The sequence below is a fragment of the Streptomyces justiciae genome, from assembly GCF_015163075.1.
GTDB lineage: Bacteria > Actinomycetota > Actinomycetes > Streptomycetales > Streptomycetaceae > Streptomyces > Streptomyces justiciae.
Map to the genome: position 1 here is coordinate 257,738 of NZ_JADDXU010000009.1, position 19,641 is coordinate 277,378.

At 72.0% G+C, this 19,641-nt stretch carries 20 protein-coding genes; 9 read left to right on the forward strand and 11 right to left on the reverse strand.

Annotated elements, in window-relative coordinates; genetic code table 11:
- Nucleotides 1-148 precede the first annotated feature (148 nt).
- Nucleotides 149-895 (forward strand): LolA-like protein, encoded by a 747-nt coding sequence (locus IQ210_RS25590; RefSeq protein WP_194081446.1) that lies wholly within the window; start codon nucleotides 149-151, stop codon nucleotides 893-895.
- Nucleotides 896-911: 16 nt separating this feature from the next.
- On the opposite strand, the gene IQ210_RS25595 is transcribed toward IQ210_RS25590, so the two are convergent.
- The gene (locus IQ210_RS25595) at nucleotides 912-1,466 is read right to left on the reverse strand and encodes a DinB family protein (RefSeq protein ID WP_194081447.1); all 555 of its coding nucleotides are present in this window, start codon (nucleotides 1,464-1,466) and stop codon (nucleotides 912-914) included.
- A 90-nt stretch (nucleotides 1,467-1,556) separates the two neighbouring features.
- Here IQ210_RS25595 and IQ210_RS25600 point away from each other — a divergent pair, with 90 nt between their 5' ends.
- Nucleotides 1,557-2,528 carry a helix-turn-helix transcriptional regulator gene (locus IQ210_RS25600; protein WP_194081448.1) on the forward strand — a complete coding sequence of 324 codons (972 nt, stop codon included), beginning with the start codon at nucleotides 1,557-1,559 and terminating at the stop codon, nucleotides 2,526-2,528.
- A 16-nt stretch (nucleotides 2,529-2,544) separates the two neighbouring features.
- Nucleotides 2,545-3,426, forward strand: coding sequence for a GNAT family N-acetyltransferase (locus IQ210_RS25605; RefSeq protein WP_194081449.1), 882 nt, complete (start codon nucleotides 2,545-2,547; stop codon nucleotides 3,424-3,426).
- Here the strand turns inward: IQ210_RS25605 and IQ210_RS25610 are convergent.
- Nucleotides 3,421-4,359: a LysR family transcriptional regulator gene (locus IQ210_RS25610; RefSeq protein WP_194081450.1), complete on the reverse strand. Its 939-nt coding sequence runs from the start codon at nucleotides 4,357-4,359 to the stop codon at nucleotides 3,421-3,423. The two genes, IQ210_RS25605 and IQ210_RS25610, sit on opposite strands and share 6 nt — an antisense overlap.
- A gap of 106 nt (nucleotides 4,360-4,465) precedes the next feature.
- On the opposite strand from IQ210_RS25610, the gene IQ210_RS25615 reads away from it, so the two are divergent.
- Nucleotides 4,466-5,917 (forward strand): MFS transporter, encoded by a 1,452-nt coding sequence (locus tag IQ210_RS25615; RefSeq protein WP_194081589.1) that lies wholly within the window; start codon nucleotides 4,466-4,468, stop codon nucleotides 5,915-5,917.
- On the opposite strand, the gene IQ210_RS25620 is transcribed toward IQ210_RS25615, so the two are convergent.
- From IQ210_RS25620 to IQ210_RS25645, 6 genes are all read right to left on the reverse strand, one after another.
- Nucleotides 5,914-6,855, reverse strand: coding sequence for a hypothetical protein (locus IQ210_RS25620; RefSeq protein WP_194081451.1), 942 nt, complete (start codon nucleotides 6,853-6,855; stop codon nucleotides 5,914-5,916). The two genes, IQ210_RS25615 and IQ210_RS25620, sit on opposite strands and share 4 nt — an antisense overlap.
- Nucleotides 6,856-6,991: 136 nt before the next feature.
- The gene (locus IQ210_RS25625) at nucleotides 6,992-7,981 is read right to left on the reverse strand and encodes a malate dehydrogenase (protein ID WP_194081452.1); all 990 of its coding nucleotides are present in this window, start codon (nucleotides 7,979-7,981) and stop codon (nucleotides 6,992-6,994) included.
- A 353-nt stretch (nucleotides 7,982-8,334) separates the two neighbouring features.
- On the reverse strand, nucleotides 8,335-9,531 hold the full coding sequence (locus tag IQ210_RS25630) for a helix-turn-helix domain-containing protein (protein ID WP_407699725.1): 1,197 nt from the start codon (nucleotides 9,529-9,531) through the stop codon (nucleotides 8,335-8,337).
- Nucleotides 9,532-9,890: 359 nt separating this feature from the next.
- Nucleotides 9,891-10,358, reverse strand: a complete 468-nt coding sequence (locus IQ210_RS25635) for a helix-turn-helix domain-containing protein (RefSeq protein WP_194081454.1) — start codon at nucleotides 10,356-10,358, stop codon at nucleotides 9,891-9,893.
- Nucleotides 10,359-10,579: 221 nt separating this feature from the next.
- Nucleotides 10,580-11,047 carry a DUF3017 domain-containing protein gene (locus IQ210_RS25640; RefSeq protein WP_194081455.1) on the reverse strand — a complete coding sequence of 156 codons (468 nt, stop codon included), beginning with the start codon at nucleotides 11,045-11,047 and terminating at the stop codon, nucleotides 10,580-10,582.
- Nucleotides 11,037-11,891: a bifunctional methylenetetrahydrofolate dehydrogenase/methenyltetrahydrofolate cyclohydrolase gene (locus IQ210_RS25645; protein ID WP_109497987.1), complete on the reverse strand. Its 855-nt coding sequence runs from the start codon at nucleotides 11,889-11,891 to the stop codon at nucleotides 11,037-11,039. The genes IQ210_RS25640 and IQ210_RS25645 overlap by 11 nt, the downstream gene beginning before the upstream one ends.
- A gap of 259 nt (nucleotides 11,892-12,150) precedes the next feature.
- Between IQ210_RS25645 and IQ210_RS25650 the strand changes: the two genes are divergently transcribed.
- On the forward strand, nucleotides 12,151-12,822 hold the full coding sequence (locus tag IQ210_RS25650) for a hypothetical protein (protein ID WP_194081456.1): 672 nt from the start codon (nucleotides 12,151-12,153) through the stop codon (nucleotides 12,820-12,822).
- A 107-nt stretch (nucleotides 12,823-12,929) separates the two neighbouring features.
- Here the strand turns inward: IQ210_RS25650 and IQ210_RS25655 are convergent, their stop codons facing one another.
- Entirely contained in the window at nucleotides 12,930-13,292 is a 363-nt protein-coding gene (locus IQ210_RS25655) for a peptidase inhibitor family I36 protein (protein WP_194081457.1), read from the reverse strand.
- Between the two features lie 155 nt (nucleotides 13,293-13,447).
- On the opposite strand from IQ210_RS25655, the gene IQ210_RS25660 reads away from it, so the two are divergent.
- The 4 genes from IQ210_RS25660 to IQ210_RS25675 all read left to right on the forward strand — a co-directional run bounded on the left by IQ210_RS25660 (nucleotide 13,448) and on the right by IQ210_RS25675 (nucleotide 17,060).
- Nucleotides 13,448-13,831 (forward strand): peptidase inhibitor family I36 protein, encoded by a 384-nt coding sequence (locus tag IQ210_RS25660; RefSeq protein WP_194081458.1) that lies wholly within the window; start codon nucleotides 13,448-13,450, stop codon nucleotides 13,829-13,831.
- A 4-nt stretch (nucleotides 13,832-13,835) separates the two neighbouring features.
- Nucleotides 13,836-14,741 (forward strand): hypothetical protein, encoded by a 906-nt coding sequence (locus IQ210_RS25665; RefSeq protein ID WP_194081459.1) that lies wholly within the window; start codon nucleotides 13,836-13,838, stop codon nucleotides 14,739-14,741.
- Between the two features lie 121 nt (nucleotides 14,742-14,862).
- Nucleotides 14,863-15,603, forward strand: a complete 741-nt coding sequence (locus IQ210_RS25670) for an FHA domain-containing protein (protein WP_194081460.1) — start codon at nucleotides 14,863-14,865, stop codon at nucleotides 15,601-15,603.
- Complete coding sequence (locus IQ210_RS25675; RefSeq protein WP_194081461.1) at nucleotides 15,600-17,060, forward strand: serine/threonine-protein kinase; 1,461 nt, start codon at nucleotides 15,600-15,602, stop codon at nucleotides 17,058-17,060. The genes IQ210_RS25670 and IQ210_RS25675 overlap by 4 nt, the downstream gene beginning before the upstream one ends.
- Here IQ210_RS25675 and IQ210_RS25680 read toward each other — a convergent pair.
- Both IQ210_RS25680 and IQ210_RS25685 read right to left on the reverse strand, forming a co-directional pair.
- Nucleotides 17,049-18,302, reverse strand: a complete 1,254-nt coding sequence (locus IQ210_RS25680; protein ID WP_194081462.1) for a TolB-like translocation protein — start codon at nucleotides 18,300-18,302, stop codon at nucleotides 17,049-17,051. The genes IQ210_RS25675 and IQ210_RS25680 overlap by 12 nt on opposite strands.
- A gap of 135 nt (nucleotides 18,303-18,437) precedes the next feature.
- Nucleotides 18,438-19,463, reverse strand: a complete 1,026-nt coding sequence (locus tag IQ210_RS25685) for a helix-turn-helix domain-containing protein (RefSeq protein WP_194081590.1) — start codon at nucleotides 19,461-19,463, stop codon at nucleotides 18,438-18,440.
- Between the last annotated feature and the right edge of the window lie 178 nt (nucleotides 19,464-19,641).

A 19,641-nucleotide genomic window follows, 5' to 3' on the forward strand; every position in this document is an offset into this window, starting at 1 on the left:
GCGGGACCGTCACCGCCTGCCCTCGACCCCGAATTGCATGCGCAATCGAGCCCGGAAAGTGCTCCGCATCACTGAACATGCGGGTAAATAGGGCAAATCGTACGCTGGGAGATGCTCCGCAGTGTGGCGCCCATCACGGAGGTGGCGCATGGCAGGCAAGGCGCTGATATGCGCGGCGGCGGTTCTGTTCCTCTCGCCAGTCCTCGTCGCCGCGGACGACGGCGACGACCTGACCGCGCGGCAACTCGCCGACCAGGCGAAGGACAACCTCCTCGACGCGAAGTCCGTCCACCTGAAACTGACCGACCGCAGCACGGACACACGGTCGAGCACCACCCAGCCGACCTCGATGGATCTCGCCCTCGACCAGGACGGCAACTGCGTGGGCTCGATGGAGATGGGGGCGCGCGGCGGCAGCGTGGAGATCGTCAAACAGGGCGACGAGGTGTGGATGAAGCCGGACGCCGACTTCTGGAAGGCCCAGGTGCCGGGCGGCGAGGGCGACGCGGTGGCCGAGCTCTTCAAGAACCGCTACATCCACGGCTCGACCAGCGACGCCATGCTCAAGGGCATGGCCGACACCTGCGATCTGACCTCCTTCCAGAAGGAGGTCGCGGGCGACGAGGACGACGCGACGACCCTGACGAAGGGCGACGAGACGACCGTCGACGGGACGAAGGTGATCCCGCTCAAGGGCACGGAGGACGGCAAGAAGGCGGTCCTGTACGTCACTTCGGACTCCCCGCACCGGCTGGTGAAGGCCACGCAGCGCGGCGGCGGCACCGACCTGACGCTGGCCTTCGCCGACTACGACAAGCCGGTACCGACGGCCACGCCCTCCGCGGACGAGTCGGTGGACGTGGGGAAGCTCCAGGAGGAGCTGCAGAACGTGTGACCAACCCCCGAGACCCTCAGTAACTGAACCCGGCCGGCGGATCCTCCCCCACCCGCCCGTCGATCGACTCCCGGATCAGATCGGCCTGCCCCACATGGCGGGCGTACTCCTCGATCAGGTCCGCGAGGATGCGGCGCAGGCTCGGCGAGTCCCCGTTCCGGCTCGTGAAATGGGCGAGCTGATCGAGCCCGCCCGCCGCGAGAACCTTCCGGACGTTGGCCCGGGACCGGGCCACCGCGGCCCCCCACAACGCGTACAGCTGCTCGGGCGTGTCCTCCGCGGCCGAGCGCCACTCCCAGCCGGGCTCCGCCTCCCAGTCCACGGTGTTCCAGGGCGCGCCCGGGTCCTCCCCCAGCAGCCGCAGGGTGAAGTAGTCGGCCTCCACCAGCGCCAGATGCTTGAGCAGCCCGCCCAGCGTGATCGCCGAAGGGGCGAGGCGCGTGTTCAGCGCGGCCGCGTCCAGCCCTTCGCACTTCCAGGCGAACGTCCTGCGCTGCCGCTCCAGGGACCCGATCAGGGTGTCGGCCTCGCTGCCCGCGACGGGCGGCTCCAGAAGAATCTCCTCGCTCATGCAGAGCACGCTACGGTCCGTTCCGGACGATCCACGACCGGAACCCGCTCCGGCCCCCTGAACTCCCGACCGAAACGGCCAGCCTCCTCCATGGCTCACGACGACAGCCCCACCGCCCGCGCCCTCCGCACCCTCGAACTCCTCCAGAACAGCCCCGGCATCACCGCCACCCGCCTCGCCGCCCACCTCGGCGTCTCCGAGCGTGCCGCCCGCCGCTACGTGGGCATCCTGCGCGAGGCCGGCATCCCGGTGGAGTCCACGCGGGGCCCCTACGGCGGCTACCGCGTCGGCCGCGGCCTGCGCGTACCGCCCCTGATGTTCACGTCGGAGGAGGCGCTGGCCCTGGTCATGGCGGTACTGGAGGGCCATCACGACGCGGCCGACCCGACCGGCCCGGTGGGCGGGGCGCTCGGCAAGATCGTGCGGGTGCTGCCGGAGCCGGTCGCGCACCCGGCGGAGGCGGTCCGCAGGGTGCGTACCAAGGGCCCGGAAGCCACCGCCCCCGACCCCGCCACCACGGCCGTCCTCGTCCAGGCCGCCACCGACCGGCACCGGCTCCGCGTCGGCTACGACCTGGGCGCGAAGGGCGTACGCCCCATGGAGGTCGATCCGTGGGCCGTCGCCGTCCGGCACGGCCGCTGGTACCTGCTGTGCTGGTCGCGCACCGCCGACGCCCGCCGCGTCCTGCGCGTCGACCGCGTCACCGAAGTGACCGTCCTCGAAGGGACGTTCACGCCGCCCGAGGACCTCGACCCGCTCGACGCCCTCGAAGCGCACCTCGCCGAGGGCTGGTCGTACGAGGTGGAGGTCGTCGTCGAGGCCCCCGCCGACCTCGTCGCCCAGTGGCTGCCGCGCAGCCTCGGCAGCGCCGAGCCGCTCGACGCGCGCACCACCCGCCTGCTGGCGACGACGGACGAGCCGGAGTGGTACGTCCGGCAGCTCACGGAGCTCCCGGTCGCGTTCCGGATCGTGGCTCCACGGGAGCTGCGGGAGGCGGCGCAGGCACTGGGGCGCAGCCTCCTGGCGGCGGCCGGGCACCCTTCCCAAACCGAAAACCTTTGACTAAAGTCAAAGAACTATGGACCCAGTGTCAGCGGACCACGTCACCACCCTCCGCCGGTTCAACCGCTACTTCACCCGCCGCATCGGCGCCCTCGACGACCACTACCTCGGCCAGGACCGCCCCCTCGGCGAGGCCCGGCTGCTGTTCGAGATCGGGGACGGGGCCTCCCTGCGCGAGCTGCGCACCCGCCTCGGCCTGGACGCCGGCTATCTGAGCCGGATGGCGAAGGCCCTGGAGGCGCAGGGCCTGGTCCGGCTGAGCGCGCACCCCGACGACAACCGGCTGCGGATGGTCGAACCGACGCCCGCCGGGCGGGTCGAGCTGAAGGAGCAGAACCGGCGGGCGAACGCCCTCGCCTCCGGCCTCCTCGAAGGCCTCACCGCCGACCAGCGCGCCGAGCTGACCGGAGCCATGGCCACCGCCCAGCGTCTGCTGCGCCTCGCGGCCATCACCGTCGCGCTCGTCGACGGCGCCGCCCCGGACGCCCGCGCCTGCCTGGACGCCTACGCCGCCGACATCGACGCCCGCTTCCCCGAGGGCTTCGACAAGTCCGACCTCGTCGGCCCGGAGGAGGTGTCCGGTGCGGCGGGCGCGTTCTTCGTGGCGTACGAGAAGGGCCGCCCGGTCGGCTGCGGGGCGCTGCGCCGGCTGGAGCCGGGCGTCGGCGAGCTCCGGCATGTGTGGGTGCACCAGGACGCCCGCCGCCTGGGCCTGGCCCGCCGGCTGCTCGCAGCGCTGGAGGCCGAGGCCACCGCCCGCGGCCTCACGCTCCTGCGCCTCGACACGCACGCCACGCTCACCGAGGCGCAGGCGATGTACCGGGCGTGCGGGTACACGGAGATCCCGGCGTACGTCGATCACGTCTACGCCGACCACTGGTTCGAGAAACGGCTATAGCCCCGCCTCCGTCCGCTTCACCGCCCAGTCGGCCATCAACTCCCGCACCGTCCCGCGCAGCCACGCATGCGCCGGATCGGCGTCGTGCCGTGGATGCCACGCCAACCCCAGCCGCAGCGGCGGCAGTTGCAGCGGGATGTCGAAGGTGACCAGGCCCAGGCTCTCCGAGAGGGGCAGCGCCCAGGTGGTGGTCAGTCCGACCAGGTCGGTGTCCCGGACGACGAACAGCGACGACGGATAGGCCCCGACGGACCCCACCACCCGCCGTTTCAGGCCGAGTTCGGCGAGCGCGACGTCGATCGGACCGTGCAGCTTGCCCCGCCGGGAGACGATCAGATGGTCGACCTCCGTCGCGAACCGCTCCGCCGTCAACTCCCCTTCCAACAGCGGATGTCCGGCCCGTACGACGCCGACCATACGGTCCTCCAGCAGCGTCTCCGCATGCACCTCGGGCTGCGTCTGGTCCACCACCCCGACCTCCAGGTCGGCGGTCCCCTCGCGCAGGAACGGCGCGTCGACATGGCTCTCGCCGAGGTACCGGATGCGGATGCCGGGCGCCTCGGCGGCGGCGCGGGCGAACAGGGCCGGGCCGTGGGAGGCGGCGATCGCGTCGTGCCCGAGGATGGTGAACGTCCGCTCCACCGTGCGCAGATCGGTGTCCTGCCCCGGCGCGAACAACGCCCGCGCCCGCTCCACCACCGCGCTCACCTCGGCCCGTACGGCGAGCGCGCGCGGCGTCGGCACCATCTGCCGCCCGGCCCGCACCAGCACGGGATCACCGAGCGCCTTGCGGATCCGGCCGAGGGTGCGGGACATGGCGGGCTCGGACAGATGCAGCCGCCGGGCGGCACCGCCCACGCTCTGCTCCTCAAGGAGCACATCGAGCGCGACCAGCAGATTCAGATCCAGATTCCCGGATTGCGTCACACGCATCGATCCCTTGCAGAGCTTGCACTGGAGTGCAGGACACCCCCGACCCTACGGTGAGAAGGCATCCCAGACCAAGACCACTGAGCTCCCTGGAGGAGCCATGTCCGCCATGCCCTCGCCCGCCCTGAAACGGTCCACCCTGCTCGCCGTCTGCGCCTGTGTCCTGGTCGCCCAGAGCATGGTCGCGGCCGTCAACCTCCTCATCCCGCAACTGAGTTCGTCCGCCCTGCATCCCTCGCACACCGAGATCCTGTGGACCGTCGACGCCTACGTCATCGCCTTCGCGGGCCTGCTCATCCCGGCGGGCGCGCTCGGCGACCGGTACGGCCGCAAGGGCGCGCTGCTCGCCGGTCTCGCCCTGTTCGCGGCGGGCGCCGCCACCAGCGCCCTCGCCCCCGGACCCGCACTGCTGATCGCGGGCCGGGCGGTGTGCGGGACGGGCGCCGCACTGATCACCCCGGCGACGATGTCGATCCTGCTGCATCTCGCGGGCCCCGAGGGGCGGGCCCGTGCGATGGCCTCCTGGACGCTGGCGATCGGCGTCGGCGGCATGCTGGGCAACCTCGGCGGCGGGCTGGTCGGCCAGTTCCTCAGCTGGCGGGCGCTGTTCGCGGCGATGGTCCCGCTGGCCGCGCTCCTCGCAACGGCCGTCGCCGTCACCACCCCGCGCACGCCCCGCTCCCCGCACAGCACCCTCGACCCGACGGGCACCCTGCTCCTCACCGCGGGCCTGCTGGCGGTCCTGTTCGGCATCATCGAGGGCCCCACCTACGGCTGGGCCTCGCCGCGCATCCTCGGCGTCTTCGCCGCGGGCGCCCTGCTGGTGGCCGGCTTCACGGCGTACGCCAGGCGCGCCCGCCGCCCCCTGATCGACCCGCGCGTCTTCGTCACGTCCCCCCGGCTGCGCGCGGGCACCCTGGGCCTGGCGACCGGCTTCTTCGGCCTCTTCGCCCTCTTCTTCGTCAACTCGCAGTACCTGCAAGGCGTGAAGGGGTACGGTCCCGCCGTCACCGGCGTCGCGATCGTGCCGCTGATCGTCGGCATGGCGCTGGTGCCGAAGCTGGCGGCGCGCTGGGCGTCGTACCCCCGCCCGGTCATCGGCGGCGGCCTCGCCCTCATCGGCCTCGGCCTGCTGGGCGCGTCCACGGCGAACGCGGGCACGCCCTACCCCGTCTACGCCTGCTGGCTCCTGGTGATCTCGGCCGGCACAGGCCTGTCGATGCCGGCCCTCACCCTCACCACGGCCACATCCCTCCCACCCCACCAGTCAGGACTGGCCTCAGGCCTGGGCACCTCGGCCCGCGAACTCGGCGCGGCCCTGGGCGTGGCGGTCACGGGGACGATCCTGGCCAACCACCCCGACCTCGCCGACGGCATGGGCCCGGCACTGCGCACGGTGGCGGTCTTGGTACTCGCGGCGACGGCGATGGTCGTCACTGGATATCGCGGGTCGGTGAAGCGCCCCAAAGGGGCGCGGGGCTGCATTGAATTTGCCGCTACCGCGGCGCGGGCGCGACCAGCCACAACCAAGCCGCAGCCGACCGACAGCCGAAGCGCCTAGCCACAGTCCACGTCAGCCGGACAGAAGGACCCCAGCGCCATGGTCAGCGGTTCCCGCACCAACGCCCCAGCCACGTCCTCCGGCCCACTCGCGCGGATCGCGTAATACGTACCGTCCGCCGCCTCGAAGCGATGGTCGATCACCTGCCGCGCGCCCTTGTCCTCGTCGTCGTAGCGGTAGGTCAGCTCCGACCAGGTGGTGTCCTCGTCGCGTTCGAGCGCCTGGTAGCCGGGCTGGCGGGCGAAGCCGAAGCCGGGGTCGTTCTCGGCCTGGTGGAGGGACTCGGCCGGGCTGTCCTCGGCCAGCCGGAAGATCTGGAGCTGGCGGCCGTCGTCCGGGGCGTCGTAGAAGACCACCGGGGCCTTCTCGCCCTGCTTCTGTCTGCGGGTCCAGCCCTCGGGGACGACGATCGAGTAGCCGACGGGGTCGTCGGCGAGGCGGTAGCCGGGGGCGGGGGTCGGTGACGCGGGAAGCGATGCGGAGGAGGACGCGGGAGGCGATTCCAGGGTGCTGACCGACGGGGTCGCCTGCGTCGGGGCGGACGTCGTGACGACCACGTTCGGCCCCGGCGTGGCATCGGCGCCCACCCCACCGTCACGGGTCAGGAACCAGACACCAGCACCGATGCCCGAGCCCAGCACGACCATCGCGGTCAGGATCACCAGCAGCCGGCGCGGCCCAGGGGGCGATGGCGGAGGCGGTGGCGGCTGGACGTACGGCTGTGGCTGGATCGGTGGCGGCGGCGGGGGCGCGCCCCACGGCGGTGTGTACGACGGCGGTGTGTACGACGTCTGCGTCTCCGCCGACGCCCACGGCGGCAGGGCACCGCTGTGCCCCTGCGCGCCCCAGGCCGCCTGGCCTCTCTCCTCGCTGGGCTCGTGCTCGTCGGAACCCGAGCTGTAGCCACCGCCGTTGCCGTTGCCGTTCCAGCCGCTCATCGCGAACCCCCCGAATCACCTTGGCGGGTAACGTTCTTGACGGTAGCGGTGAAAACGGGCGCGGGCCCCGCCCCGGAAGAAACCGGAACAGGGCCCGTGCAGGCTCGTGACAGAAGCCGCTTCCAGAAAGACCGGCTCAGATGAGGCCGAGCGCGCGAACCGCCTCGCGCTCCTCCGCCAGCTCGGCGACGGAGGCGTCGATGCGGGCGCGGGAGAACTCGTTGATGTCCAGGCCCTGGACGATCTCGTACTGCCCGTCCTTGGCGGTGACCGGGAAGGAGGAGATCAGGCCCTCCGGGACGCCGTAGGAGCCGTCCGACGGGATACCCATGGAGGTCCAGTCACCCTCGGCCGTGCCGTTGACCCACGTGTACACGTGGTCGATGGCGGCGTTGGCGGCGGAGGCCGCGGAGGACGCGCCACGCGCCTCGATGATCGCGGCGCCGCGCTTGGCGACGGTCGGGATGAAGTCCTCGGCCAGCCACTTCTCGTCGTTCACGACCTCGGCGGCGTTCTTGCCGCCGACCGTGGCGTGGAAGATGTCGGGGTACTGGGTGGCGGAGTGGTTGCCCCAGATGGTCAGGCGCTTGATGTCGGCGACCGTGGAGCCCGTCTTCTTCGCGAGCTGGGTCAGCGCGCGGTTGTGGTCGAGGCGGGTCATCGCGGTGAAGCGCTCGGCCGGTACGTCCGGGGCGGCGGCCTGGGCGATCAGGGCGTTGGTGTTGGCCGGGTTGCCGACGACGAGGACCTTGATGTCGTCCGCGGCGTTGTCGTTGATGGCCTTGCCCTGCGGCTTGAAGATGCCGCCGTTGGCCTCCAGGAGGTCACCGCGCTCCATGCCCTTGGTGCGCGGGCGGGCGCCGACGAGGAGGGCGACGTTGGTGCCGTCGAAGGCGACGTTCGGGTCGTCCGTGATGTCGATGCCCTGAAGGAGCGGGAAGGCGCAGTCGTCCAGCTCCATGGCGGTGCCCTCGGCGGCCTTGAGCGCCGGGGTGATCTCCAGGAGGCGGAGCTTGACCGGCACGTCCGCGCCGAGCAGCTGGCCGGAGGCGATGCGGAAGAGCAGGGCGTAACCGATCTGGCCGGCCGCGCCGGTGACGGTGACGTTCACGGGAGTGCGGGTCATGGCGTTCTCCGTATGACAGCTGTCGGTGGGGCGTCCCTGCCCCCGGGGTGCGGGACGTACAAATGATCGATCTCTTGGCATCGAGAGATCCACCGGTCAGGCTATCGCGCATCCGGGATGCCGGACGTCCGGGTCCCTGTGGCCCAGCCCACAAAGCCGTGCGGCCGGCTCGAAAACCACCCTGAACACACCCCGCGCAAAAGGAGCGACGGCCGCCCGTCCGGGAGAGGTGGAACGAGGCGGCCGCCGTATGGGGGTACCGACTTGGCCGGACTCCCGTGGGGGTACGTTTCGCGTGCCCACGATTCGCCCGGCCATGCCTGCGGCCCCGAAATTCATTCCGAGCGGCGCGCCTAGGGGGTGCACCCCTTCGTCCCGGCCGCCAGCGTCGCGCAGGCCTTCGCCTCGCCCGCGTCCTTCACCGCCACCATCGGGGTGTACGCGATCGTGTCCCCGGCCGTGGTGATCGAGCCGGTCTGCTGCTTGCCCTTGCCCGCGGTCACGGCGACCTTGTCACCCTGCGCGGCCCCGGTGATACGGCCCCACGCGGTACCGCACGTCTTGCTGTAGCGCACCTCCACGACGGTGGTGCCGACGGTGGCGGTCTTGGCGGTGGTCACCAGGTCGCCGCTGCACCCCATGCTCTCCGCGTCCTTGCCCGTGCAGGAGTCACCGCTGCACTTGACCCCGGCGGGGAGGTTCGCGGGCGTGGACGCGGTCGGGCTCGGCGTGGCCTTGCCGCCCTCGTTCTTCTTGTCGCCGCCGCCGTCGGTGAGGAAGTACGCAGCGGCGATGACGACGAGCACGCCGACGACACCCGCGAGGAACATCGTCAGCCGCCGCTTGCCCTGGGGCGCGCCCGGAGCGGGCCGGCCGGGACCGGGCGTGCCGGAGCCGGACGCGCCGGCCGGACGCGGGCTCTGCGCGGGTTCGCCGTACGGCGTCTGCGCGGTCGGCGACCAGGCCGGACCGTCGGGAGCGCGTCCGCCCGCCGACGAGGGCCCGGAGTATCCGGCGACTCCCCACGAGTTGACGCCGCTCTCCCGGCTCCCCTGCGCCGACTCACCGCGCGAGCCCTGCGCTCCCGGGGAGTCCCGCACCTCCGGCGAGGCCGGCTGCGGCGGCACCGTCGGTGCCACGCCCGCGGGCCCGGCCACCCCCGGCGTCGCCGTGGCACTGCCGCTCCTGCGGGCCGTCTTGCCGCCCTTGGCACCCGCGGGCGGCGCCCCGAACTCCCCGAGCGCGGCGCGCGCCTGGGAGATCCGGATGGCCTCCATGGTCATGTCGTGGCGCATCTCCGAGCGGCTCCAGGCGCGCTCGGCGAGCTCCCACATCGTGGTCAGATGGATGGGATTGGTGCCGGTGACCTCGGCGAGCGCCACGATCGCGCCCTTGGGCGCGAGCAGTCTGCCGTTGAGATAACGCTCCCAGGACGTCTTGCTGTAGCCCGTGCGGTCGGCCACCGCCGCGATGCTCAGTCCGCTGCGGTCCACGAGCCGCCGCAACTGGCTGGCGAACTCCCTGACCTGCGGATCCAGTTCATCCGGCAAGGCCCTCCAACGAGGCATTGCTTCCCCCCTCTTTCCCCCCGGTCGTGCTGGCTCTTGCTGCGTTTCCCCGTGCGTGGTGCCCTCTGCCGAGTCCCCGTCTGGCTACCCACAGGGATGCGCCCGACAAGGATCTCAGTTCCCGGGGTGGGGGCGCACGGGTGCATCGGGGCCGGGGGCATGCACCGTTGCACGCCGACCCGGCCGGGGTCCAGTCCTTCAGCCACGGGACGTCCCGGACCGTCCCGATCGGTCACGCTAACCCCCTCATTGAACGGCTTCGTTGCACATCCGCGAACTTGTCAATACATCGACACATGGGGTGCACATCGCCCGTAACGCGCGCCACTCCGGTACGAAGCTCACCCAAGCACCACGACACCGACGCCCGCGACGAGCACCAGGACGAGCAGCAGGAGTACGGCGGCCAGCAGCATCCGGTTCGCGCCGCGCGGCCCCTTCGACGGCGCGGGCGGCGGCTCCTCCCACCAGGGCAGCGTGGGATCGTCCTCGTACTCCTCGGCGCCCGCGGGCTGTTCGGGGGCCGTCGCCTGGCGCGGCCAGGCCTGGACGGCGAGTTCCCAGCGGACGCCGACGCGCTCGGCCTCCGGGCCGCCGAGCCCGGCGATCCCGCACAGGGCGGTGACGGCCTGCCGGGGCGGCGGCTGGACGGCGTTGAGATAGCGGTGCCAGGAGGACTTGCTGTACGCGGTGCGCGCGCCGAGCGCGGCCAGGCTGAGGCCGGTCGCGTCCTTCAGCCGCCGCAGCTGCTCCACGAAGTGCCGCACCTCCGGCGGCAGATCCTCCGGCAGCGACTGCCAGGCGCCCATCGCTCACCTCCACGGTGTCGGACGACACCCGGCCGGTGATCGGTTCCGCTCACCGTCCCCGCCGTGACAGGGCCCGGACACCGTAGCGGAACGGTCACTTCCGCGGCACAGCGCGCTGACAGCCGTTGAACAGGACCTTCGCCGTGCACCAGGGTTGACGCAGACGGCGGCCCGTCCTTCCTCGGGGGAGAGGACGGGCCGCCGTCGTGACGCCGGTCGGATCAGCTGCTGACCGTGAAGTGCAGTGTGTCCTTCAGGAACGGGATGACCAGCCACGGGTTCGGCTGGGCCATCATCGCCAGCAGGGCGATCGCGGCGCCCAGCACGCCGTACGTGACGATGTCGGTGAACCGGGAGCGGACCGCGAGCATGCCGACGTCCGGCAGCAGCCAGCGCAGCACGCCACCGGCCAGCAGCCCGGCGCCGACGAGCAGCGAACCGATACGGAACTGGTCGGACGCGATCACCAGCAGGCCGACCGCGACCGTGGCCAGCACGGCGAGGATCGGCCACTGCCGGGCGGGCGCCGGGGCGTCACCCGGCGCGGCCCGGCCGCCGCCCTCGGGGCGGGCGGTGTCCTTGGTGAACAGCGGGAAGCGGCGGGTCGTACGGCGCGGCCTGCCCTCGGCGTCGGGCGCGCTGATCGGGTCCCGGACCTCGATGTCGTTCTCCTCGCGGTCAGTCGACACTGCGCTCCGCCGCCTCGACCACGTTGACCAGCAGCTGGGCCCGGGTCATCGGGCCGACGCCGCCGGGGTTCGGGGAGATCCAGCCGGCCACCTCGGCGACACCGGGGTGGACGTCGCCCACGATCTTGCCGTCGGCGCTGCGCGAGACACCGACGTCGAGGACGGCGGCGCCCGGCTTCACGTCCTCCGGGCGGATCAGGTGGGCGGAACCGGCCGCGGCGACGATGATGTCCGCGCGCTTGAGGTGCGAGGACAGGTCACGGGTGCCGGTGTGGCACTGGGTCACGGTGGCGTTCTCGCTGCGGCGGGTGAGCAGCAGCGGCATGGGGCGGCCGATGGTGACACCGCGGCCGACGACCACGACCTCGGCGCCCTTGATCTCCACGCCGTACCGGCGGAGCAGGGTGAGGACGCCGTTGGGGGTGCAGGGCAGCGGGGCCGGCTCGTTCAGGACCAGGCGGCCGAGGTTCATCGGGTGCAGACCGTCGGCGTCCTTGGCCGGGTCCATCAGCTCCAGGATGCGGTTCTCGTCGATGCCCTTGGGAAGGGGCAGCTGGACGATGTACCCGGTGCAGGCGGGGTCCTCGTTCAGCTCCCGCACCACCGCCTCGATCTCCTCCTGCGTGGCCGTCTCCGGCAGTTCGCGCTGGATGGAGGCGATGCCGACCTGCGCGCAGTCGCGGTGCTTGCCGGCGACGTACTTCTGGCTGCCGGGGTCGGTCCCGACGAGGATCGTGCCGAGGCCGGGCGTGACGCCCTTCTCCTTCAGCGCCGCCACGCGGGCGGTCAGATCGGACTTGATCGCGGCTGCGGTGGCCTTGCCATCGAGAATCTGGGCGGTCATGCCCCCATCCTCGCGGATGACCGGCTCCCGGTTCCAATCCGGGTCCCCGGGGGATGTCCGCCCTATCCGACCATGATCGGTTCTGTTGCACTTGCACAACACATGTGGAATGCGGCTGGACAACGAACCAGCCACTGAAGAACGATTGTCGGCACAGTGCCGCGGGCTGTACCGGGGGGACGAACCGCATCTGTTGAACCTTCCTCCGAGCGTGCCGCTCGTCGTCCCCGCACATTCGGCAAACGGAGGAAACACCGCCATGAGTTTCGGCGATCCGAACAACCCCTACGGGCCCCCGCCCCAGCAGCCGCCGGCCGCTCCCGGTTACGGCTACCCCCAGCAGGCCCCGCAGCAGCCCGGCATCCCGCCGCAGCAGGGCTACGCCGCTCCCCAGCAGCCCTACGGCTACCCGCAGCAGCCCGCGTACCCCGGCTACCCGGGCGCCAACATGGTCCCGCAGTCGATGCCGGGCCTGCTGGTGACGGCCCGCGTCTTCCTCTACATCATCTCCGCGGTGCAGATCGTCCTCGGTCTGATCTACCTGTACGTCGCCGCGTTCGTGAACGACGTCTCGGACTCCGCGGACTCCCTGAGCTCGTCCTCCGACGACCCGTTCAGCGACATCAGCGACTTCGGCGACGCGGCGGCCGGCCTCATCGCCGGCATCGCGATCTTCGTGCTCGCGCTGGCGGCGCTGTCCATCACGCTCGGCGTCAAGTTCGGCCGCGGCGGCCAGGGCGTCCGCATCACCACGGTCATCTACGGCGCGCTCGGCACCATCGTCGGCCTGCTCCTGCTCTTCATCGGCCTCGACTCGGGCATGGCCTCCGCGGTCATCTTCCCGCTGCTGTGGGTGGTGTTCGGCGCGATCATCACGGCGGCACCGGTGGTCCCGAGCGGCACGGCGTGGTTCGCGCGCCCGCGTTACTGAACAGCTCGCACACCATCCTGCCCAAGGGCCGTGTCCACCCGTACGAGGGGGGACACGGCCCTGGTGCGTCGCCCTGGTGTGGGCCGGGTGGCCGCCGGGACGGTGCGTCAGGAGCAGTCGATCCACTGGACGGCGGCGATCTTGTCCGGGTAGCTGCTCGGGACGACGGGGATGCGGTACCTCGCGGGGATCACCGCATAGTCGCCGCTGTAACTGCCCTCGTAGATCCGGACGGCACACGTGCTGTTGTTGATGATCGACCCGACGTCGTCGATCACATAGCCCGGCGGCAGGGACGTAAAGATCTCGACGGGCTCCCCGGCGAAACCTCGCTGAGGGTAGACGCACAGCGCGCCGGCTGAGCAGTCCTCGTTCCAGGCCGCATGGGCCGGTGCCCCACCGGCTGCGGCACAGGCCAGCAGCGCGCCGGCGAACAGGGTGGCTGTCCTGGCGCGAACTCGCGTGAGCATGGGTGGCTCCCTCCATCGGGCTGATCCACACACCGTGCCCACGCGGAACCACCCTGGGTACCTGAAACTTTTCAGGTACCCCTCCCCCACCTTCACCACCAGGGTGATGCGTGAGCCGCCGGTGAAGGCGGTCGCACGCAACGGGAGGACCTCACATGATCAGGACCAGGATCGCCGCCGCCATCGGTGCCGCCGCTCTCGCGGGTCTGGGTGTCGCCGCCACGGCCACGCCGGCGAGCGCCGCGTACAGCGACTGCAGCTCCGGCGCGTTGTGCGCCTACCTCTCCGACAACGGGGTGGGGGACCCCGGTGAGGTGTTCGGGGACAACAGCAACCTGTTGCAGTACAACAAGTTCAACAACGCGGAGTCGGTCTACAACAACGGCAACTCCTGCGACGTCCGCATCTACGACCAGACGGGCTACACGGGCGACAGCTTCGTCCTCCACCGCGGCTACGTCATCAACAACCTGGACGCCTACGAGAACGGCGACTTCGCCGACGACCTCGCGTCCAACAAGTGGATCAACTGCAGCTGACGCCATGCGCGCACAGCTGTGGCTCACCGCCGCAGCGCTCCTCCTGGCCGGATGCTCCACGGCGTCCGGCCAGGAGGCCACGGCGGACGAACAGACCACTCCCCGGCCTCTGGACGGCGTACTCCACTTCACGGCGGCCGAGTCCGCCGCGCTGCACCGCGCGGAGGAGGCGGAAGTACGGGCGTGCATGGCGGACCGGGGCTTCGGCTACACCGTAGTACCCGTCGGCGACATACGACGCGAGGCCGCGGAAAGCCCGTACGGCCTGCTCACCCCGAGTCGCGCCGCCCAGGACGGCTACGGACTGACCGTGACCCGACTGAGCAAAACATCCACCGACCCGAACGCCCAGCGGCTCTCCGCGCTGTCCGAGGCCGACCGCCGCGCGTGGGAGGAGGCTCTCAAGGGATCACCTGACGGTCCGCGCGAGGAGATCGCGCTGCGGGACGGGCCGACGGTGTCGGTCCCGACCGATGCCTGTGCCACCGTCGGGCGCCGGGCCCTGTACGGCGCCGGCTGGGATCGGAGCCTCTACGCCGTCCAGAACCTGAGCAGTTCGATCGTGCGGGACACGCTCGACCACCCCCTCGTGAGAGCTGCGGAGAAGAAGTGGGCGGTATGCATGCGCGAGGAAGGGTTCCCGTACCAGGAACGCGAGGACCCCCTCAAGGCGGTGAAGAAGCAGCTCGATGCCGCCGAGTCCGCAACGGCGGCCGTACGGGCCGCCGGTCGGGAAGAGCTGAGGATCGCCGCGGTGGACGCCGAGTGCCAGGCCGAGGTGGATCTCGCGGCGCGGATCGCCCTCGCCCAGCCGACGGTGGAGAAGGCTCTCCCCGAAACCGGAGCGTCGGTGGTGAAGGACTTCCGAACGGCCCGCCAGGGCGCCCTCGCACGCACCAAGTCACGCTGAACCCGCCACGGCACGCCGTATTCAGGACACCCTTCGCATCCCCCCGCTGAAATCGCTTACCCTCCCCCACGTTGGACTGGGGGAGGGTGGCCCTCATGGATTTGAGCGAGGGGACAGGTCCATGTACAGCGTCATCATCGTGCCTCCGGCATGCGCTCTTCCGGACGGGCAGATCAGGATCGGCTCGGGGGAGCGGCTGACGTTCGGGAGGCAGGAAGCGCCCGACAGCCTCACCATCACACACGAGGGCGTGCCCCGGGTCGCCGGGGAGATCGCCGCGCAGGGCACCTTCTGGCTGCTGAGCAACCACAGCGAGAACCAGACGTACGTCGTCGAGAACCCGGAAGGCGCCGGCGAGCACATCAAGGTCGCCCCCGGCAGGGTCGACGCACCGGTGCCTTTCGAGTTCTCCCGGGTCGTCCTGCCCGCCGCGGGCGACCTGCTCACGTTCGACGTCTGGGCCCCGCGCCACGTCGTCCGCAGCGTCGCCCGCCGGGGGCTGCCGGGAACTCTGACCGCACCGGCGTTCACCCTCGACCGCACCAAGCGGTACTTCGCGGTCCTGGCCGCCCTGTGCGAGCCCCGGCTGCGCGGCGAACCGCACGCCCCGCTGCCCGCCGTCGAGCAGCTGGTGGAGCGGCTGCGTCCGGCGTGGCCGACGGTCAGCCGGTCGGCCGTCTACTGGAACATCGACTACCTCGCCCTCAAGCTGCGGCTGCGGCCGGGCCCGGAGACGGCCGAACCGGGCCGGCGCGTCAACGGCAAGAAGGAGACCCTCGTCTCGCTCGCCCTGCGTTTCGACCTGGTCCATGAGGACGACCTGGTCGTGCTCGCCCCGGCCGGAAGCGAGCTGTGCCGGTGAGCGGGGCTCCGCACGCCGTCGCCGTCCCGTGGGGTTACCGGGTGGGCCGTTGGGAGGTCCGCGAGCCGATCGCGTCGGGGGCGTTCGCCACGGTGTACGCCGCCAAGCTCGTCGGCGCCGCGGAGCCGGACCTGCCGCGGCGCGCCGCCCTGAAGTTCCTGCCCACCGGCACCCGTACCCCCCGTCAGCTCCGTCACCTGCGTGAACTGGCCGAGCGGGAGGTCGAGTTCCTGGGACGCCTGCGGTCGCCCCGGCTGATCCGGATGTACGACACGCTCGTCGTCGACGACCCCGAGCACCCCGAACTCGACGGCGCCACCGTCCTCGTACTGGAGAGGGCCGAGGGGTCCCTGGACGCCGTACCGGCTCCGGACGAACCCGGTCCGCTGCTCGCGCAGATCTGTGAGGGGCTGGCCCAGCTCCATCGGGCCGGCTGGGTGCACGGGGATCTCAAACCGGCCAACGTGCTGCTGATGAAGGACGGTTCGGTGCGGCTGGCCGACTTCGGCATGGCCGCGGAGATGGAGGGCACGCACGCCTACGCCCCCGCCTTCGCCACCCCGGACTACACGCCGCCGGAACTGCTCTGGCCGGAGGTGGACGAGCGCGGGACGCGGGTCCGTCCGTCCGCCGACGTCTGGGCGTTCGGGGTGCTCGCCCATGTGGTCCTGACGGGCTCCCACCCGCTGCCCGGCGGCACGACCGAGGCCCGCAGCGACGCGGCGACGCGGTATGCGCGGGGCGTGGCGGAGCTGCGGCTGTCGCCCGAACTGCCGGACGCCTGGCGGGAGATCGTCGAGGCCTGTCTGAGCCGTACGCACGCCGGCCGGATCGGCACGGAGACGCTGCTGCGCCGGGTGGCGGCGGCCGCCGGGGTGCCCCGCTCACGCGGGCCGCGCGCCTGGCGCCGGCATCCCCTGGTCGCCGCCGTGCTGGCGACCGTGACGCTGGCGACGGCGGGGCTGAGCGCGGCGACGGTGGCGGCGCACCGGTCCGCCACCTCGCCCGACGGGACACCGGTGTACGCGGCCCTGCCCACCGGGTCGGCACCGGTGGGCGTCGACGGCGAGGCGGTCTTCCGGTACCACCGCTGCCCCGTGGACACCCTGTGTTTCTTCAGCGAGTACAACGGCAACGGCCTGATGTGCATGTGGACGGACGACGACCCGGACTGGCAGTCCGGCACGCACACCTGTCCCTGGGCGGCGACCGCTCCCGTGCGCTCGGTCCTCAACAACATCTCGGGCGACCGGGGGCTCGGCGGTGTGGCGTACTACCGCGGCACCCACTTCGTCCCGGCCGGCGCCGACCGCAACCGGACGGCACAGCGCACCGGTTGCACCGGGGTGAACCAGATGGGAAACCTGGCGGGCACCTACGCCCCGCTCTCCCACAAGCTGGTGAGCAGTTGCTCCTACCAGCCGTCCCTGTGGGGGGTGTTGTCGTCACTGTGGTGACGCGACCGGGCCCACCTTCCTGACGAACACGTCCTGGACGCCGTTCGTGTCTCCCGGTACGAACCGCTCGTCGTCGAAGCCCGAGAAGGCGACGGTCCGCGCGCGGGCGTCCATCCGGGCGTCCACGGCGTGACCGGGGTCGCCGTCCTGGTTCGGGGTGACCAGGACGTCGGTTCCGGTGCGCAGGTCGCGGATGTGGGCGGCGTCCTCGGTGGTGAGGACGGCCCAGACGTCGAGCAGCAGCTTGGTGCCGTCGGCGGAGATGGCGTCCGCGGACAGCACGCCCTCGGGGCCGGGGACGGTCGCGTCGACGCGCGTGAGGGTGCCGGTGCGCAGGTCGCGGACGAAGGGGTTGAAGCTGCTGTTCGGGTCGGCGCCCGGGACCAGGTTGGACGCGCCGGAGGTGAAGGCGAGGGTGAAACCGTCGGCGCTGAGCAGGGGCGCGGTGGCGGCCTTGTCGGCGGAGCTGCCGTCGTGGGTGGTGTCGGCCTGGACCGTGCCGCCGGTGCGGCGGTCGTGGACGTACAGGTCCGAGTAGTCGCCGCGCGGCGGGGTGCCGGTGATGTCCTGGTAGGCGACCTTGCGGCCGTCTGCGCTCAGGGACGGGGCGCGGAAGCTGTGGCCGGGACCGGCGTCGGGGCTGATCCGCTCGGTGCGGTGGGCGCGCAGGTCGCGGACGTAGACGGCCCGGGAGACGCCCTCGGGATCGGTCCCGTACGCGGCGAACGCCACGGTGCGGCCGTCCGCGGAGAGCGCGGGGGTCTGTCCGCCGGTGTGCCCGGGGTCGAGGCCCACGTCGGCGCGTTCCGTCCGGCCGGTCCTCAAGTCCCGTACGTACACGGTGGATTCGGCGCCGTTCTGGGTCGCGTAGGCGACGTAGCGGCCGTTGGCGCTGAGCGCCGGGAAGTAGATGTCGCCGTCGGCAGCCACGCGCTGGAGCGTTCCGGTGCGCAGGTCGCGGACGAACAGGTCGGCGCCGTCGTCGGGGTCGCCGGGTACGAGGTTGGTGGCGTGCGAGACGAACGCGACGACGCGGCCGTCGGCGCTGATGGCCGGCTGGCTGGAGGGGCCGTTGGCCTCGGTGCCGTCGGCGGCGACGCTGATCCGCAGCGTCGAGGACGCGGGGGCCGGTGCCGCGTCGGCCGTGGGCAGGGTCGCGGCGGTCAGCAGCGCGACAAGGGCGCCGCCGCCCGCCGCGCGTAACGCTCTGCGCCGTCCCGTACCGCGCTCGGTTCTGGCCATCTGTTCCCCCAGAAGGCAGGTGCCCCGGTCCGGTGCCGGGGCTCTGCAGGGATGAAAGCGCACCTACAAGGCGTGGGCAATCAGTCGATACGCGTACAACCCGGGCGGGCTTCGGAGCGTCCGCGACCCGCCCCGTCAGGCGGCCCCGGTCCGCCGGGCCGCCGCCCGCAGCACGGACGCCCCCACGGGCGTGAGGGTGTGCAGCACGGAACCGCCGTGCCGTGTGCTGGTGATCAGGCCCGCGTCCCGCAGGGCCGTCGCATGGCGGCTGGCCGAGGACGCGGAGACGCCCGCGGCGCGCGCGATCTCGCCGGTCGTGGCGCCCTGGGCGACGGCGTGCAGGGCGACGGCACGGGCCCGGCCGAGGAGGACGGCCAGCGATGCGGCGGGCGGGTCCGCCGACGTGGCCGCAGGCGGGTCCGGCAGGTCGGCGGCCGGCGGTTCGTGGATCAGTGGACAGACCAGTACGGGAGGCAGGCCCGGGTCGGCGAAGGTGATCGGCCGCTGGAGGTTGAAGTACGACGGGACGAGCAGCATCCCGCGCCCCTCCAGCCGCAGGTCCCGGTCGACCGCGGGATGGTAGTCGACGTGCAGCACCGGCCGCTCCCACCGCGCCCACGGCCCGAGCCCCGCCAGCATGCCCTCCACGCCGCCGTCCAGGAGCGCCCGCGCCCGCACCGCCCGCTCGGCCTCGACACGGGCCTGCACCTCGTCCTCGTACGGCGCGACCGCGACCTCGTGATAGGCGCGCAGCAGCCGTACGAACTCCTCCCGCACCCCCCGCTCGGCCAGCCGGCCGGCCCACGGGGGCGCGCCCTCCACCCGGTCCAGTACGCCGATCTCCGCCCGCACCCGGTGCGGCGCCGTGGCGAGGACGGCCTCGAGCCCGGCGTCCAGCCCCTCGGAGGCCTGGAACGGTGTGAGGAAGTCGGGAAAGTAGGGGCCCCTCGGGTACAGCGGCAACAGCACGTTCCGTACGGCCCGTTCCAGCCCCTTCTCGCGCAGCCGCCGCCGGGTCGTCCGGTGCCAGTCCGCGTAGGCCCAGCGGCCTTGCCGGGTCTGCAGCCGATGCAGGCTGATGGCGACGTCCCACAGCGGGTCGGACGTGGCGCACAACCGGGTCCTGGCCAGGTCGGCCTCGCCGAAGTGGACGCGGAGCATCTCGTTCCCCCCGGTGAACTCGGCTTTTGCGCTCAGCCTCAACAGCATGGCTCAAGTGGGGCCTGTTGCATGAGAGTTGGACCAGCCAGGTGTGGCGCGGCCCCGAGCGGCCGAGCACAGGCCCGGCCGGCACGCGGGAACGGCACCCCGCCACCGCACGGTTCCGCTCTTCGCCCCG

Excerpts from the sequence above, each read along its gene's own strand:
- IQ210_RS25590 (WP_194081446.1), top strand. The coding sequence starts at position 149 with ATGGCAGGCAAGGCGCTGATATGCGCGGCGGCGGTTCTGTTCCTCTCG.
- IQ210_RS25595 (WP_194081447.1), bottom strand. The coding sequence starts at position 1,466 with ATGAGCGAGGAGATTCTTCTGGAGCCGCCCGTCGCGGGCAGCGAGGCC.
- IQ210_RS25600 (WP_194081448.1), top strand. The coding sequence starts at position 1,557 with ATGGCTCACGACGACAGCCCCACCGCCCGCGCCCTCCGCACCCTCGAA.
- IQ210_RS25605 (WP_194081449.1), top strand. The coding sequence starts at position 2,545 with ATGGACCCAGTGTCAGCGGACCACGTCACCACCCTCCGCCGGTTCAAC.
- IQ210_RS25610 (WP_194081450.1), bottom strand. The coding sequence starts at position 4,359 with ATGCGTGTGACGCAATCCGGGAATCTGGATCTGAATCTGCTGGTCGCG.
- IQ210_RS25615 (WP_194081589.1), top strand. The coding sequence starts at position 4,466 with ATGCCCTCGCCCGCCCTGAAACGGTCCACCCTGCTCGCCGTCTGCGCC.
- IQ210_RS25620 (WP_194081451.1), bottom strand. The coding sequence starts at position 6,855 with ATGAGCGGCTGGAACGGCAACGGCAACGGCGGTGGCTACAGCTCGGGT.
- IQ210_RS25625 (WP_194081452.1), bottom strand. The coding sequence starts at position 7,981 with ATGACCCGCACTCCCGTGAACGTCACCGTCACCGGCGCGGCCGGCCAG.
- IQ210_RS25635 (WP_194081454.1), bottom strand. The coding sequence starts at position 10,358 with ATGGGCGCCTGGCAGTCGCTGCCGGAGGATCTGCCGCCGGAGGTGCGG.
- IQ210_RS25645 (WP_109497987.1), bottom strand. The coding sequence starts at position 11,891 with ATGACCGCCCAGATTCTCGATGGCAAGGCCACCGCAGCCGCGATCAAG.
- IQ210_RS25650 (WP_194081456.1), top strand. The coding sequence starts at position 12,151 with ATGAGTTTCGGCGATCCGAACAACCCCTACGGGCCCCCGCCCCAGCAG.
- IQ210_RS25655 (WP_194081457.1), bottom strand. The coding sequence starts at position 13,292 with ATGCTCACGCGAGTTCGCGCCAGGACAGCCACCCTGTTCGCCGGCGCG.
- IQ210_RS25660 (WP_194081458.1), top strand. The coding sequence starts at position 13,448 with ATGATCAGGACCAGGATCGCCGCCGCCATCGGTGCCGCCGCTCTCGCG.
- IQ210_RS25665 (WP_194081459.1), top strand. The coding sequence starts at position 13,836 with ATGCGCGCACAGCTGTGGCTCACCGCCGCAGCGCTCCTCCTGGCCGGA.
- IQ210_RS25670 (WP_194081460.1), top strand. The coding sequence starts at position 14,863 with ATGTACAGCGTCATCATCGTGCCTCCGGCATGCGCTCTTCCGGACGGG.
- IQ210_RS25680 (WP_194081462.1), bottom strand. The coding sequence starts at position 18,302 with ATGGCCAGAACCGAGCGCGGTACGGGACGGCGCAGAGCGTTACGCGCG.
- IQ210_RS25685 (WP_194081590.1), bottom strand. The coding sequence starts at position 19,463 with ATGCTCCGCGTCCACTTCGGCGAGGCCGACCTGGCCAGGACCCGGTTG.